Source organism: Mesorhizobium sp. M0052, from assembly GCF_040323255.1.
Lineage (GTDB): Bacteria > Pseudomonadota > Alphaproteobacteria > Rhizobiales > Rhizobiaceae > Mesorhizobium.
Genome location: NZ_JAMYUS010000007.1, coordinates 135,783 through 148,630, shown reverse-complemented (window position 1 = coordinate 148,630; position 12,848 = coordinate 135,783). Strand labels below are relative to the sequence as shown.

Annotated in this window: 13 protein-coding genes; 10 read left to right on the top strand and 3 right to left on the bottom strand. The window is 63.1% G+C overall.

Translation table 11 applies throughout. The annotated features are described in order from the left end of the window. Positions 1-72: 72 nt before the first annotated feature. The 6 genes from NKJ77_RS11600 (at position 73) to pmtA (ending at position 6,909) form a co-directional block, all read left to right on the top strand. Complete coding sequence (locus tag NKJ77_RS11600; protein ID WP_023681324.1) at positions 73-1,242, top strand: AI-2E family transporter; 1,170 nt, start codon at positions 73-75, stop codon at positions 1,240-1,242. A gap of 82 nt (positions 1,243-1,324) precedes the next feature. Then, the gene (locus tag NKJ77_RS11595) at positions 1,325-1,528 is read left to right on the top strand and encodes a hypothetical protein (protein ID WP_352535252.1); all 204 of its coding nucleotides are present in this window, start codon (positions 1,325-1,327) and stop codon (positions 1,526-1,528) included. Between the two features lie 22 nt (positions 1,529-1,550). Beyond that, complete coding sequence (locus tag NKJ77_RS11590) at positions 1,551-2,549, top strand: LLM class flavin-dependent oxidoreductase (RefSeq protein ID WP_023673201.1); 999 nt, start codon at positions 1,551-1,553, stop codon at positions 2,547-2,549. 370 nt (positions 2,550-2,919) lie between these two features. Further along, a complete protein-coding gene (dnaK, locus tag NKJ77_RS11585; RefSeq protein ID WP_023673200.1) occupies positions 2,920-4,836 on the top strand; it encodes a molecular chaperone DnaK in 1,917 nt (638 codons plus the stop codon). Positions 4,837-5,055: 219 nt separating this feature from the next. Next, entirely contained in the window at positions 5,056-6,186 is a 1,131-nt protein-coding gene (gene dnaJ / locus NKJ77_RS11580; RefSeq protein ID WP_023681322.1) for a molecular chaperone DnaJ, read from the top strand. 117 nt (positions 6,187-6,303) lie between these two features. After that, on the top strand, positions 6,304-6,909 hold the full coding sequence (gene pmtA / locus NKJ77_RS11575; RefSeq protein ID WP_023687484.1) for a phospholipid N-methyltransferase PmtA: 606 nt from the start codon (positions 6,304-6,306) through the stop codon (positions 6,907-6,909). A 95-nt stretch (positions 6,910-7,004) separates the two neighbouring features. Here the strand turns inward: pmtA and NKJ77_RS11570 are convergent, their stop codons facing one another. Then, the gene (locus NKJ77_RS11570) at positions 7,005-7,913 is read right to left on the bottom strand and encodes a LysR family transcriptional regulator (protein ID WP_023673197.1); all 909 of its coding nucleotides are present in this window, start codon (positions 7,911-7,913) and stop codon (positions 7,005-7,007) included. A gap of 122 nt (positions 7,914-8,035) precedes the next feature. Between NKJ77_RS11570 and NKJ77_RS11565 the strand changes: the two genes are divergently transcribed. The 4 genes from NKJ77_RS11565 (at position 8,036) to NKJ77_RS11550 (ending at position 10,375) form a co-directional block, all read left to right on the top strand. Further along, complete coding sequence (locus NKJ77_RS11565; protein ID WP_352535250.1) at positions 8,036-8,647, top strand: LysE family translocator; 612 nt, start codon at positions 8,036-8,038, stop codon at positions 8,645-8,647. A 120-nt stretch (positions 8,648-8,767) separates the two neighbouring features. Further along, on the top strand, positions 8,768-9,364 hold the full coding sequence (locus NKJ77_RS11560; RefSeq protein WP_352535248.1) for an NADPH-dependent FMN reductase: 597 nt from the start codon (positions 8,768-8,770) through the stop codon (positions 9,362-9,364). Continuing rightward, positions 9,361-10,074 carry an orotidine-5'-phosphate decarboxylase gene (gene pyrF / locus NKJ77_RS11555; RefSeq protein ID WP_023696050.1) on the top strand — a complete coding sequence of 238 codons (714 nt, stop codon included), beginning with the start codon at positions 9,361-9,363 and terminating at the stop codon, positions 10,072-10,074. The genes NKJ77_RS11560 and pyrF overlap by 4 nt, the downstream gene beginning before the upstream one ends. A 13-nt stretch (positions 10,075-10,087) precedes the next feature. After that, positions 10,088-10,375, top strand: a complete 288-nt coding sequence (locus NKJ77_RS11550; protein WP_023741329.1) for a DUF1330 domain-containing protein — start codon at positions 10,088-10,090, stop codon at positions 10,373-10,375. Between the two features lie 18 nt (positions 10,376-10,393). Here NKJ77_RS11550 and NKJ77_RS11545 read toward each other — a convergent pair whose 3' ends face one another. Then, the gene (locus NKJ77_RS11545; RefSeq protein WP_352535246.1) at positions 10,394-11,647 is read right to left on the bottom strand and encodes a low temperature requirement protein A; all 1,254 of its coding nucleotides are present in this window, start codon (positions 11,645-11,647) and stop codon (positions 10,394-10,396) included. A gap of 90 nt (positions 11,648-11,737) precedes the next feature. Next, on the bottom strand, positions 11,738-12,799 hold the full coding sequence (locus NKJ77_RS11540) for a D-alanine--D-alanine ligase family protein (RefSeq protein WP_352535244.1): 1,062 nt from the start codon (positions 12,797-12,799) through the stop codon (positions 11,738-11,740). Between the last annotated feature and the right edge of the window lie 49 nt (positions 12,800-12,848).

The following is a 12,848-nucleotide window of genomic DNA, read 5'->3' as shown; positions in this document are numbered from 1 at the left end:
GGAACCTTGGGCTTGCAGAGGCGTTTCCGTCAGGGGAAAGCACCAATTGCGGTGCGCCGCTGAGGGAAAATCATGAAAGCCGAACCCGCCGCTTTGGGTGCTGGCCTTGCCGAGACCGAAGAGGCGAGAGTTGTGGCGCGTGCCGACACGCATCTGATGCGTTCGCTGCTCATCGGGATCTTCCTGTTCATGGCCATCTACGCGCTGTATTTCGCGCGTGCTTTCTTCATGCCGGTCATCCTCGCCTTCCTGCTGACGCTGACGCTGACACCAATCGTGCGCTTCCTGCGCAAGCGCGGCATTCCGGAAGTGGTTTCGGCGACAATGTTGGTCGTGCTGTCGATCTGCGTCTTCGGCGTTGCCGGCTATCTGCTCAGCGGCCCGGTCATCGACCTTCTCAACAACACCTCGTCGATCGGCCAACAACTTACCGAACGGCTGGCGCAATTACGGCGTCCGCTCGAGAGGATCATGCAGATCTCGCATCAGATCGAACAGATGACGGAGACCTCGCAGGAGCCGGGCATCCAGAAGGTGGCGATGGCGCAGTCCGGCGTCCTGTCGGCCGCCGCCAGCAACGTCCTGTCGGCGGGGACAAGCCTGACCATCATCTTCGTGCTGTCGCTGTTCCTGCTGGCGTCAGGCACGATGTTCTATGAGAAGATCATCCAGTCCTTCGCCAGCCTCAGTGAGAAGAAGCGGGCCTTGCGCGTCGTCTATGACGTCGAGCGCGAAATCTCGCATTATCTGCTCACCGTCACCGTCATCAATGCCGGTCTCGGCGCGGTTATCGGCCTTGGCCTGTGGGCGCTCGGCATGCCCAACCCGCTGGTCTGGGGAACGATGGCGGCGCTGCTCAACTTCCTGCCCTATGTCGGCGCGCTGATCACCATCGTGCTGGTCAGCGTCATTGCGATGATCAGCTTCGACTCGATCACCTACGCCCTTTTGGCGCCGGGCTTCGTGCTTTTGTGCGACATCGTCGAAGGCCAGTTCGTTACGCCGATGGTTGTCGGCCGACGCCTCGAGATCAACGCCGTGGCGATCTTCATCGCCATCGCCTTCTGGTCCTGGCTTTGGGGCTTTGTCGGCGCGCTGATGGCGGTGCCGCTGCTGGTCGTCGTCAAAGTGTTCTGCGATCATTTCGATGGCCTCAGCCATGTCGGCAATTTTCTCGCCGCACAGCAGACGGCCGTGGTGGAGGAGGAAGCGGCCGAAGAGAACGGAAAGGCCGCGCCATAAGCTTGCCGCGCCTGTCCGTCATCTCGCATTTGTTGTCTTCAGGCGGAGTGCCTATATCGAGCCGGTCAACCCGGACCCCCCGATGAACGATGCCTCCTTCGACCTCGACGCCTATTTCGACCGCATCGGCTATCGCGGCCCGATCGATGCTCCGCTCGGCACGCTGAGCGCGTCGCATCGCCAGCATCCGCAGGCGATCCCGTTCGAGAATATGGACCCGTTGCTTGGCACCAGCTCGACATCCTCATTCCCGACCGCGCCTTCCAAACAAGGGGCAGGCAGTTGAACATCGTAAAGGCTTGAGGCCCATGACCGCACTTTCCGTTCTCGACCTGTCGCCGATCGTCGAAGGCAGCGACGCCTCGCAATCGCTGGCAAATTCGCTCGACCTGGCCCGCCATGCCGAGCGGCTCGGCTACAGGCGCTACTGGCTGGCCGAGCACCACAACATGCCGGGCATCGCCAGCGCGGCGACCGCCGTGGTCATCGCCCATGTCGCCGGCGGCACCAAGACCATCCGCGTCGGCGCCGGTGGCATCATGCTGCCCAACCATGCGCCGCTGGTGATTGCCGAGCAGTTCGGCACGCTGGCGGCACTGCACCCCGGCCGCATCGACCTCGGCCTCGGCCGGGCGCCCGGCACCGATATGGGAACAGCGCGCGCGCTGCGCCGCAATCTCGAGGCGTCAGACAATTTCCCCCAGGATGTCGTCGAGCTGATGGGCTATTTCCAGCCGGCCGCGGAAGGCCAGCGTATCCACGCCGTGCCCGGCGAAGGCCAGAAGGTGCCGGTCTGGATCCTCGGTTCCAGCCTCTATGGCGCGCAGCTCGCCGCCATGCTCGGCCTGCCCTATGCGTTCGCCTCGCATTTCGCGCCGGCCGAACTCGACCATGCGCTGGAGATCTACCGTTCGCGCTTCCAGCCTTCGGAACAGCTGGACAAGCCCTATGTCATGCTCGGCCTCAACGTTTTCGCCGCACCGACCGATGGAGAGGCCAAACTGCTGTTCACCTCGTTGCAGCAGGCCTTCGTCAATCTGCGCACCGGGCGGGCCGGCCGCCTGCCGCCGCCGGTCGAGGGCTATGACCAGACGCTCGAGCCGATGGCAAAAACCATGATTTCGCAGGCGCTGTCCTGCGCCGTCGTCGGCTCTCCCGAAACCGTCCGGCAAGGCATAGACGCGTTCGTGCGCCGCACCGGCGCAGACGAGCTGATGGTGACCGCGCAGATCTTCGACCATGCGGCACGCGTGCGCTCGTTCGAAATCCTGGCCGAGGCGCATAAATCGCTGTCGCAGGCCGCGTGACGCTTTTGCCTGTGTCTGCTGTGGGCAGGCGCCTTCCTCAGCCAGGAGCCGCCTCTCTCACGCATAGGTGACGTTTTCTTGTGGTTTCGAAGCCCTGACTGGGCGCTTCGCCGGGGGATCGCGCAGATCCTGGGGTTTTGAGCGCGGTTTGAGCACATCCGGCCGCCGGGCGGCTGTTCAAAGGCGCCAAGCGCGGCGCGGTGGATGCCATGCGCAGAATGCTTGCGCCCGATGCCGCCTGTTCTTATATACGCGCCAAGCCGCCCAGTGCCGGAATGCCGGTTGCCGGAGCGGAATTTCTTGTGAACAGGGGCTTTCGTCGGAACGCCTTACGGGTCCTGAGAGCCTGCTTAGCGGAGAGACTAGAAAAATGGCAAAAGTAATCGGTATCGATCTCGGCACCACCAACTCCTGCATCGCCATCATGGATGGCAAGGAGCCCAAGGTCATTGAAAATGCGGAAGGCGCGCGCACGACGCCTTCCATCGTCGCCATCTCGGGCGACGGCGAACGTCTCGTCGGCCAGCCGGCCAAGCGCCAGGCGGTCACCAATCCTGAAAACACCATCTTCGCCGTCAAGCGCCTGATCGGCCGCCGCTATGACGACCCGGTGACGGAGAAGGACAAGAAGCTTGTCCCCTACAAGATCGTCAAGGGCGACAATGGCGATGCCTGGGTCGAGGCCGGCGGCAAGAAGCAGTCGCCCAGCCAGATCTCGGCCATGATCCTGCAGAAGATGAAGGAAACGGCGGAGGCCTATCTCGGCGAGAAGGTCGAGAAGGCGGTCATCACCGTTCCGGCCTATTTCAATGACGCCCAGCGCCAGGCCACCAAGGACGCCGGCAAGATCGCCGGCCTTGAGGTGCTGCGCATCATCAACGAGCCGACGGCTGCAGCACTTGCCTACGGCCTCGACAAGAAGGATGGCAAGACCATTGCCGTCTATGACCTTGGCGGCGGCACGTTCGACATTTCGGTGCTCGAAATCGGCGACGGCGTGTTCGAAGTGAAGTCGACCAATGGCGACACCTTCCTCGGCGGCGAGGATTTCGACATGCGTCTCGTCGAATATCTGGCGGCCGAGTTCAAGAAGGAACAGGGCATCGACCTGAAGAACGACAAGCTTGCGCTGCAGCGCCTCAAGGAGGCGGCTGAAAAGGCCAAGATCGAGCTGTCGTCGACGACGCAGACGGAAATCAACCTGCCATTCATCACCGCCGACGCGACCGGCCCCAAGCACCTGACGCTGAAGCTGACCCGTGCCAAGTTCGAGCAGCTGGTCGACGATCTCGTCCAGCGCACCATCGAGCCCTGCAAGGCGGCGCTCAAGGATGCCGGGCTGAAGGCTGGCGAGATCGACGAAGTGGTCCTGGTCGGCGGCATGACCCGCATGCCCAAGATCCAGGAGATCGTGAAGCAGTTCTTCGGCAAGGAGCCGCACAAGGGCGTCAACCCGGATGAAGTCGTCGCTTTGGGCGCCGCCATCCAGGCCGGCGTGCTGCAGGGCGACGTGAAGGACGTGCTGCTGCTCGACGTGACGCCGCTGTCGCTCGGCATCGAGACGCTGGGTGGCGTGTTCACCCGCCTGATCGAACGCAACACGACCATCCCGACCAAGAAGAGCCAGGTGTTCTCGACCGCTGAAGACAGTCAGTCGGCCGTGACCATCCGCGTCTTCCAGGGCGAGCGTGAAATGGCTGCCGACAACAAGGCGCTCGGCCAGTTCGACCTGGTCGGCATTCCGCCGGCGCCGCGCGGCGTGCCGCAGATCGAGGTCACTTTCGACATCGACGCCAACGGCATCGTCAACGTTTCGGCCAAGGACAAGGGCACCGGCAAGGAACACCAGATCCGCATCCAGGCCTCTGGTGGCCTTTCGGACGCCGACATCGAGAAGATGGTCAAGGACGCCGAAGCCAATGCCGAGACCGACAAGCAGCGGCGTGCTTTGGTCGAGGCCCGCAACCAGGCCGAGGCGCTGGTGCACTCCTCCGAGAAGTCGCTGAAGGAATATGGCGACAAGGTTTCGGAAACCGAGCGCACGGCGATATCGGAGGCTATCACGGCGCTGAAGGCTGCTGCCGAAGGCGACGATGCCGCCGACATCGAGGCCAAGTCGCAGACGCTTGCCGAAGCATCCATGAAGCTCGGCCAGGCCATGTACGAAGCTTCGCAGAAGGAAGCGGCGGAAGCCGACGCCAAGGCGGACGCGGCCAAGGATAGCGATGTGGTCGACGCCGATTTCGAGGAAATCGACGAAAACGACGAGAAGAAGAAGTCGGCCTGACCGGTTGACGGCAAATAAAGCGGAAAGCCCGGCGCAAAGCCGGGCTTTTTTGCAACCCTCGCTGAAAAAGTGCGGGCCTTGCCGAAAAAGTCACTGAAAAACACAGGCACAAGCGCGCCGGCCCTAGCATCCGGGCAGCACCGCTCCTAAATCGAGACAACGTGCCGGCAAACGACGCAACATGCATCAAGACGTTGAGCATCCGGACTGCGGGAAAAGATGAAAGCTGATTTCTACGAGACGCTGGGCGTGCAGAAGGGCGCCGACGAGAAGGAGCTCAAGAGCGCTTTCCGCAAGCTGGCCATGCAGTTCCATCCCGACCGCAATCCCGGCGATCACTCATGCGAGCATAAGTTCAAGGAAATCAACGAAGCCTACGAAACGCTGAAGGACCCGCAGAAGCGCGCGGCCTATGACCGTTTCGGTCACGCCGCCTTCGAGCAGGGCGGCATGAATGGCGGCGCGCAAGGTTTTGGCGCCGGCGGCTTCGCCGACATTTTCGAGGATATTTTCGGCGACATGATGGGCGGGCGCCAGCGCCGCTCGTCGGGCGGCCGCGAACGCGGCGCCGATTTGCGCTACAATATGGAAATCACGCTGGAAGAAGCGTTTGCCGGCAAGACCGCGCAAATCCGCGTGCCGGCCTCGATCTCATGCACGGAATGCTCCGGGACCGGCGCCAAGCCCGGCACCCAGCCGGTGACCTGCTCGATGTGCCATGGCCACGGCAAGGTACGAGCGACGCAAGGCTTCTTCTCGATCGAGCGTACCTGCCCGCAATGCCAAGGCCGCGGCCAGACGATCAAGGACCCGTGCCCGAAATGCGCCGGCCAGGGCCGCGTCACCGAGGAACGCTCGCTGTCGGTCAATATCCCGGCCGGCATCGAGGACGGCACCCGCATCCGGCTTGCCAATGAGGGCGAGGCGGGCCTGCGCGGCGGCCCATCGGGCGACCTCTATATTTTTCTGGCGGTGAAGCCGCATGAATTCTTCCAGCGCGACGGCGCCGATCTCTACTGCAAGGTGCCGATATCGATGACGACGGCCGCCCTTGGCGGCTCGTTCGAGGTGACGACGCTGGACGGCAGTCAGACCAAGGTGAAAGTGACCGAAGGCACGCAGAACGGCCGCCAGTTCCGCCTCAAGGGCAAGGGCATGCCGGTGCTGCGCCAGCCCAATGTCGGGGACCTCTATATCCAGACCGCGGTCGAAACGCCGCAAAATCTGTCGCGCCGCCAGCGCGAGTTGCTGGAAGAGTTCGAGCAGCTGTCGTCGAAGGACAATTCGCCCCAGTCGAGCGGCTTTTTCGCCCGCATGAAGGACTTTTTCGAATCCTTCGGCGAGCACTGAACCCAAACCAAGGCCGCCACGCTTCCCGAACGTCATCAACATCTTATGCCAGATCGCGCCTTGCCTTGGACCTGTTAGCTGCTAAGTAGCGTTCGGGGAGTGTTGAGGAGAACTTGCATGGCACGTGGTCCGGGATTGCGGAAGGCGCTGGCGGAAAAGTTCGACGACGAACTCAAATTCTTCAAAGGCTGGATCGACAAGCCGAAGTCGGTCGGTTCGATCGTGCCGACAAGCTCCATCACCGCCCGCAAGATGGCTTCCATCGTCAATCCGAAGTCCGGCCTGCCGGTGCTTGAAGTCGGACCCGGCACAGGCGTCATCACCCGTGCAATCCTCGCCCAGGGCGTTAAGCCCGAAAACCTGTACGCGGTCGAATATTCCACCGATTTCGTGCGCCATCTGCGCCAGCTCTATCCCGGCGTCAACGTCATCGAGGGCGATGCCTTCAATCTCAACGCCACGCTTGGCGAGAAGAGCGGGATGGTTTTCGATTCCGTCGTCTCCGGCGTGCCGCTGCTCAATTTTCCGGTCGCACAGCGGATCGCCTATATTGAAAGCCTGCTAGACCGCATCCCGGTTGGACGGCCGATCGTGCAGCTGACCTATGGGCCGTTGTCGCCGATCCCGCCCGGCCGCGGCAATTACACGGTCAAGCATTTCGACTTCATCTTCCGCAACATCCCGCCGACGCAGCTGTGGATCTACCGGCGCGAAGCGCATTAGCTGGTATTGGGGGCGGGAGAAGTCTCTGGCGCCTTGTAGAGGATCGACGTCTCCCGAAGGAAGCTCGATTGAGGGTCGATCCACATCCTTGACTGTTATCCGCCTCGCAAACTCGTGGCGACCTCTCTGATCGCCGCGCACATGGCCCGCACGGCCGTTGCTTCGGCGCTGCTGGAGAACAGAAGCAGCAGAGGCCGACGCGCACGCGGCTCAAGAGGACGCCTCGCGACGGTTCGCTGCCAATCGGCCGGAAACGCCAGGCCTGGCGCAATCGACAAACCGCGCCCGGCCCCAACCAGAGCAAGCAGCGCCGCCATATCGCTCGCCGACAGGATGACAACTGGCGCAACGCCAAAATCCTGGAACAATTCGGCAAGCATTGGTCCGCAGCCGCCGCTCGACATGATGAATGGCTGGCCGTCGAGAGCGCGGATCGGAAATGACCCGCCTTGGACTGAGTTCTTTTGCGATGACGCCACAAAGAGTTCGTCGTCGACAAGTTCCTCGGCTTGGCAATTGCCGGCGATGTAGGACAGTCCAATATCGGCGGCACCGCGATCGACCCACTCCGCCACCTCGGTATCCGTGCCCAAGAGCAGTTCGACAGCAAGCTCCGGGTGCCGGACGGAAGTAATGTTCAACGCATATGGAGCAATCTTTACCGAGGCGCTGCTGACCAGCGCGAGCCGTACTCTGCCTTTGATGGAGTGTTCCCGTAGGCCGGCAAGACGGCCTAAAGCATGCAAAGCGGCGCGCGCCGCATCCAAAGCCGCCTCGCCGGTTGCGGTGAAAGCGACACCGCGCCGATCACGTATGACGAGGGGCGCGCCAACGATCTCCTCCAGCGCCTTCATTGCATGGCTTATGGCCGATTGAGAAAGACAGAGCCGCTCGGCGGTTTTCGTGAAGCTGCGCGTCTCGCTGAGCGATGTCAGGACGCGCACCATTGTGATGTTGATATTAGCTTTGTTCATGGCTGCCGAAATATCTTTCATTTCGCTCATATTAAAGAGCGCTGTAGGTTTGTGAAGATGAGGGAAACGACCCTCGAAATCGCGGCGAGCGGCTTCCTGGCCTCTCCGGCATGCAGGCGTGCGGTACGACGAGCCTGAAATTGGAGCTTCGCATGAGCTACCTTCCGCAATTCCTGACACTTGCTTCAGTGTTCCTGCTCGGCGCCATGAGCCCGGGACCCGATTTTGTAGCCGTGACTTCCCATGCGCTGATCAGCCGTCGCGCGGGGTTCCATGTGGCGCTTGGCATTGCCGCAGCGATCATGGTGTGGGCGGCTCTCGCGATGTTTGGCCTGGGCCTCGTACTGACGCAGGTTGCATGGGCTCACCTTGCCGTCCGGATCGCCGGCGCCGTGTATCTCGGTTACCTGGGCAGCAAGATCCTTTTGTCGGCTTGGCAGGCGCAGCCACCGCTGGCCGTCAGTGGCGCAGAGACTACGACTCCTTGGCGAAGCGGATTCGTTGTCGGAATTACAAATCCGAAGACGGCCGCCTTCTTCGCGAGCCTGTTCATATCGGTATTGCCGATGCAGGCTCCGATCTGGGTCCAGGCAGTGTCGCTGGCCATAATCGGGCTGGTCGCGATGGCGTGGTTTGGGCTTGTCGCGCTGATGTTCTCCACAAGAAGGGTTCGGGCGGTATATGGCAGCGTCCGCAGGCCGATAGATGCCTTGCTCGGAGTTGCACTCATCGCGCTGAGTGCAAGAATTGCGGTCACCCACTAGCAATAGCCCAGCTGCTCGGCACACCTTCGCGCGCTTGCCCCCCGATCGTTTCCGTTTTTTGAGCCAGTGCGTTGATTTGCGCAGCCTCTGGCTGTACCTGTCCGGGAACAAGAGTGGCCAATGGCTGTGATCGCGAAAATCCTCGTCTTCGCCGGCTCGGTGCGCAGCGGCGCCTTCAGCGGCAGGACCGCCGATGTGGCGCAGAAGGAGCTGGCCATGCAAGGCGCCGAGGTGACGCGCATTTCGCTGGCCGACTATCCGCTGCCGATCATCGACGAGGACCTCGAAAAGGAAAAAGGCGTCCCCGACAACGCCGTGAAGCTCGGCCGGCTGATCGCCGCCCATGACGGGCTGCTGATCGCGACGCCCGAATATAATGGCTCGATCCCGCCATTGCTCAAGAACACGATCGACTGGGTGAGCCGGGTGCGCCTGGATGGCGGCCGGCCGCTGAGGCCGCTTGTCGGCAAGGTCGCCGGCCTGTGCTCGTCCTCCAACGGACATTTCGCCGGGATCCGCTGCATCAACCATCTGCGCGCCGTGCTGGTGCGCTGCCAGCTGGAGATGGTGACGCCGGAATGCTCGGTATCCGATGGCGGCAGTGCCTTCGACGGCGACGGCAATTTCAGGGATGATAGACTGACCAAATCGATGGAGCACCTATGCCGCACGCTGATCGAAACCTCGCGCATGCTGTCGACCCGGACCGGGGCATGATTTCCACAGCCATGCAGGCCCATACGATGAGAGACAGGCTGATCGTCGGCCTCGACGTGCCGACGGTGAAAGAGGCCGAACAGGCGGTGCGCGAACTCGACGGCGTCGTCTCCTTCTACAAGATCGGCTATCAGTTGGCCTTCGCCGGCGGGCTCGACTTCGCCAGGGAGTTGGCCAGCGGCGGCACGAAGATCTTCCTCGACATGAAGCTGCTCGACATCGACCACACGGTGGCGAAGGGTGTCGAGAACATCGTGCGCATGGGCATGACCATGCTGACCATCCACGCCTATCCCAAGGCGATGCGAGCCGCGGTGGAGGCCGCCAGGGGCAGCGACCTCTGCCTGCTGGCGGTCAGCGTGCTGACCTCGATGGACGAGCAGGACGTGATCGACGCCGGCTATGAATACGACCCTCACACGCTGGTGCTGAGACGCGCCGAACAGGCGCTGCATGCCGGCATGGGCGGCGTCGTCTGCTCGGCCGAGGAGGCGGAAGCGGTGCGCCGCATCGTCGGACCCGACCTGGCGGTGGTGACACCGGGGATACGGCCCAAGGGCAGCGACCATGGCGACCAGAAACGCGTGGTGACGCCCGGCCAGGCGATCCGCAACGGCTCCAGCCATCTTGTTGTGGGCCGGCCAATCGTGGCGGCAAGCGACAGGCGCGCGGCTGCCGAGGCCATACTGGAAGAGATGCGCGCGGCGTAACGAGGAGAAGAAAATGCCCAAGGGATACTGGATAGCCCGCGTCGATGTGCGCGACGCCGAAGGCTACAAGGACTATGTCGCTGCCGCCAAGCTCGCTTTCGACCGTTTCGACGTGAAGTTCCTTGCCCGTGGCGGTGAGCATGAAAAGGCCGAGGGGCCTGGCCGCGCCCGCAATGTCATTATCGAGTTCGAATCGCTGGCGATGGCGCATGACTGCTACCACTCGCCGGAGTACCAGCGCGCCGTCGCCATCCGTCAGAAAGTGGCCGATGGCGAGATCGTGCTGGTCGAGGGTATCTGACGCGCGAAGCTGCTCTGCTCAGTGCGGCGCTTCCTCCTGCGCCAGCACCTCCAGTTGATGGCGGTGCCCCGACAGCTCATAGCCGACAACGGTGACGGCCGGCGCTAGCGTGAGTAAGATGAGGCAGACCGCCATGTCGACGCCGGCAAGGGCGGCGATGATGCCAAGTGCGACGACCGCAGCCGTTCCCGCCAGCAGCCAGACGTGGAGGGGATCGAAGCGCTGGACGAGATAATAATACAGCGCATAGATCGCCCCCAGGAACACGCCTAGCGGAATGGCGACTGACAGCAGCGTCGCGACCGGGCCGTTATGGGCCTTGTGCTCGATGAAATAGGCCGCGACATGCAGCCCGGCGCCGGTGGCGACGATGGCAGCGACGATCACCATCTGGCCATAGCCCCAGACGAAGGAACGGCTGCGGTGCCGATGCAGCACCGTTCCCGAGGGCAGCATGTAGTAGACCCACCACATGCCGAAGGTGAGCCCCATGCCGGCAACGCCGATCAGGGCGGCATCGAGAGTCCAGCCCTGCTCCTCGACCACGGCCGACAGCGTCGCCAGCGTGCCGACCACCCCTTCGCCCAGCGCGATAATGGCGAACAGGCTGTAGCGCTCGGCGACGTGATGCGCGTGCCAGGGCGTGCCGCCATCCCGGCGTTCGGCGATGACCGGTCCGGCAAGCTCGATGAGAAGCAGGACCGCACCGAAAGCCAGGCTCGTCGCCAGCGAGAAATCGACCAGGATCTGCACCACCCAGCCGATCTGGGCGATCGCGATGGCGATGGCATAGGTGAGACAGGCACGCCGCCGCCCAGGGTCCTGCCGCGCCGCGCGCAGCCATTGGAAGATCATGGCGACGCGCATGATGACGTAGCCCAGCACCATGACCGAATTGTTGAGGTGTTCGCCATGCTCGATCGAGGCGAACATGCGCGGCAGGCCGATGGCCAGCACCAGCACGCCGATCATCTGCACCATGGTGACGAGGCGGAAGACCCAATCGTCGGTGTCATAGGCGGAGGAAAACCAGGAGAAATTGATCCACGCCCAGCAGATGGCGAAGCTGGCAAAGCCGAAGCCGATCAGCGCCGCCGCGTGGTGGCCCTCGGCCAGAGCGTGCGCCAGTTGCGCGGCGGCAAGGCTGAAGGCGGTGACGAAGGTCAGATCGAACAGCAGCTCGAGCGGCGTGGCGACGCGATGCGCCTCGTGCGGATCGCGCCCGGCCATGCGCCTGATGTGATGGTGGAGGGAGCTTGCTGGTGTGCTCATCGCGCGGCCTTGCCTGAGGACTGTCCCGCGACACTAAAGGTGGAGCAAAAGCCGTCAAGGCGCGGTAGGTCGCGCTGGTCCCTCGACCGTTCAGATCGCCTGTCGGTTCAGTCGGTTCGCCGCCGTCTCGGCAACCGCATCGGCAAGCGTCATGCCCCATTGCATCAGGCAATAGGCGCGGAAATCGAAGCAGGGCAGGCCGGGACAGACCTCGAACTCGATGAGGTGGACATGGTCGTTAGCCTCGACCCTGAAATCGAGGGAAAACACGTCTCGCAGGCCGAGCCAGCTGACCAGCCGCTCGGCGATGCGGCGGATGGTTGCCGCGGCTGCCGGCTGGGTGTCGGCGACCGGCTCCAGCACCGGCTCGCTGTATAGTCCAGCCGCCTTGGCGGCCTCGCCGGTGTCGCCGTAAAGCGCCATTGAGTCCGCCATGGTCTGGAAATCGCCGCCGGAGTCGACGAACGCAATGCCGAGCGCTTCCGCCCCGGCATCCGTGTGCAGCCCAAGGAAGCTGGCGCGGACATTGCGACCGCCGACATAGGGCTGGACGACGACATCGTCGCGATAAGCGGCATAGACCCGCCGGCTAAGCTCCAGCGCATGGGCCAGGTCGCTGCAGCGTGAATCCGGCCAGATGCCTACCTTGGAGCCGAGCCGGTTCGGCTTGACGAACCAGCCGGCTTCCGAAGCTGGCGGGTCGGCCAGCCAGCGGCCGTCGCGGGCCAGGCCTGCCTGCGGCGCCGGCAGGCCGAGCGCGCAAAGCACGGCGCCGGAGCGGAACTTGTCCTGGCAAAGCGCGAACAGCGCATCGTCGGCTCCGATGGTTCTAAGCCCATTCAGCCTGGCAAGTGCGGGCGCTGCAGCACCGCGGAAATAGGCAATGCCGTCGGTCAGCGTCCAGACCAGCGTGGTTGCGGGATCGGCCTTCGCCAGCGCGCTTGCCGCATCGTCGAGTGCAACCGGCATAAAGGCGAGGCCGCGCTTTTCACAAGCGGTCGCCAGTTGATCGAACTCAGGAGCGAGATCGGTCGACTGCGCCAGATAAGACGAGATTTCCAAGGCGCGCTCGGCGGGAAAGCCGTCGGCGACCAGCCGGTCGAGACAGGCCCTTTCAGGCTCATGGACGAGGATCAAGGTCGGGCGCGGCATGGGTCAACGCTTCTCGTGATGCAGCCACAGCATCGCACGGCCAATGCGA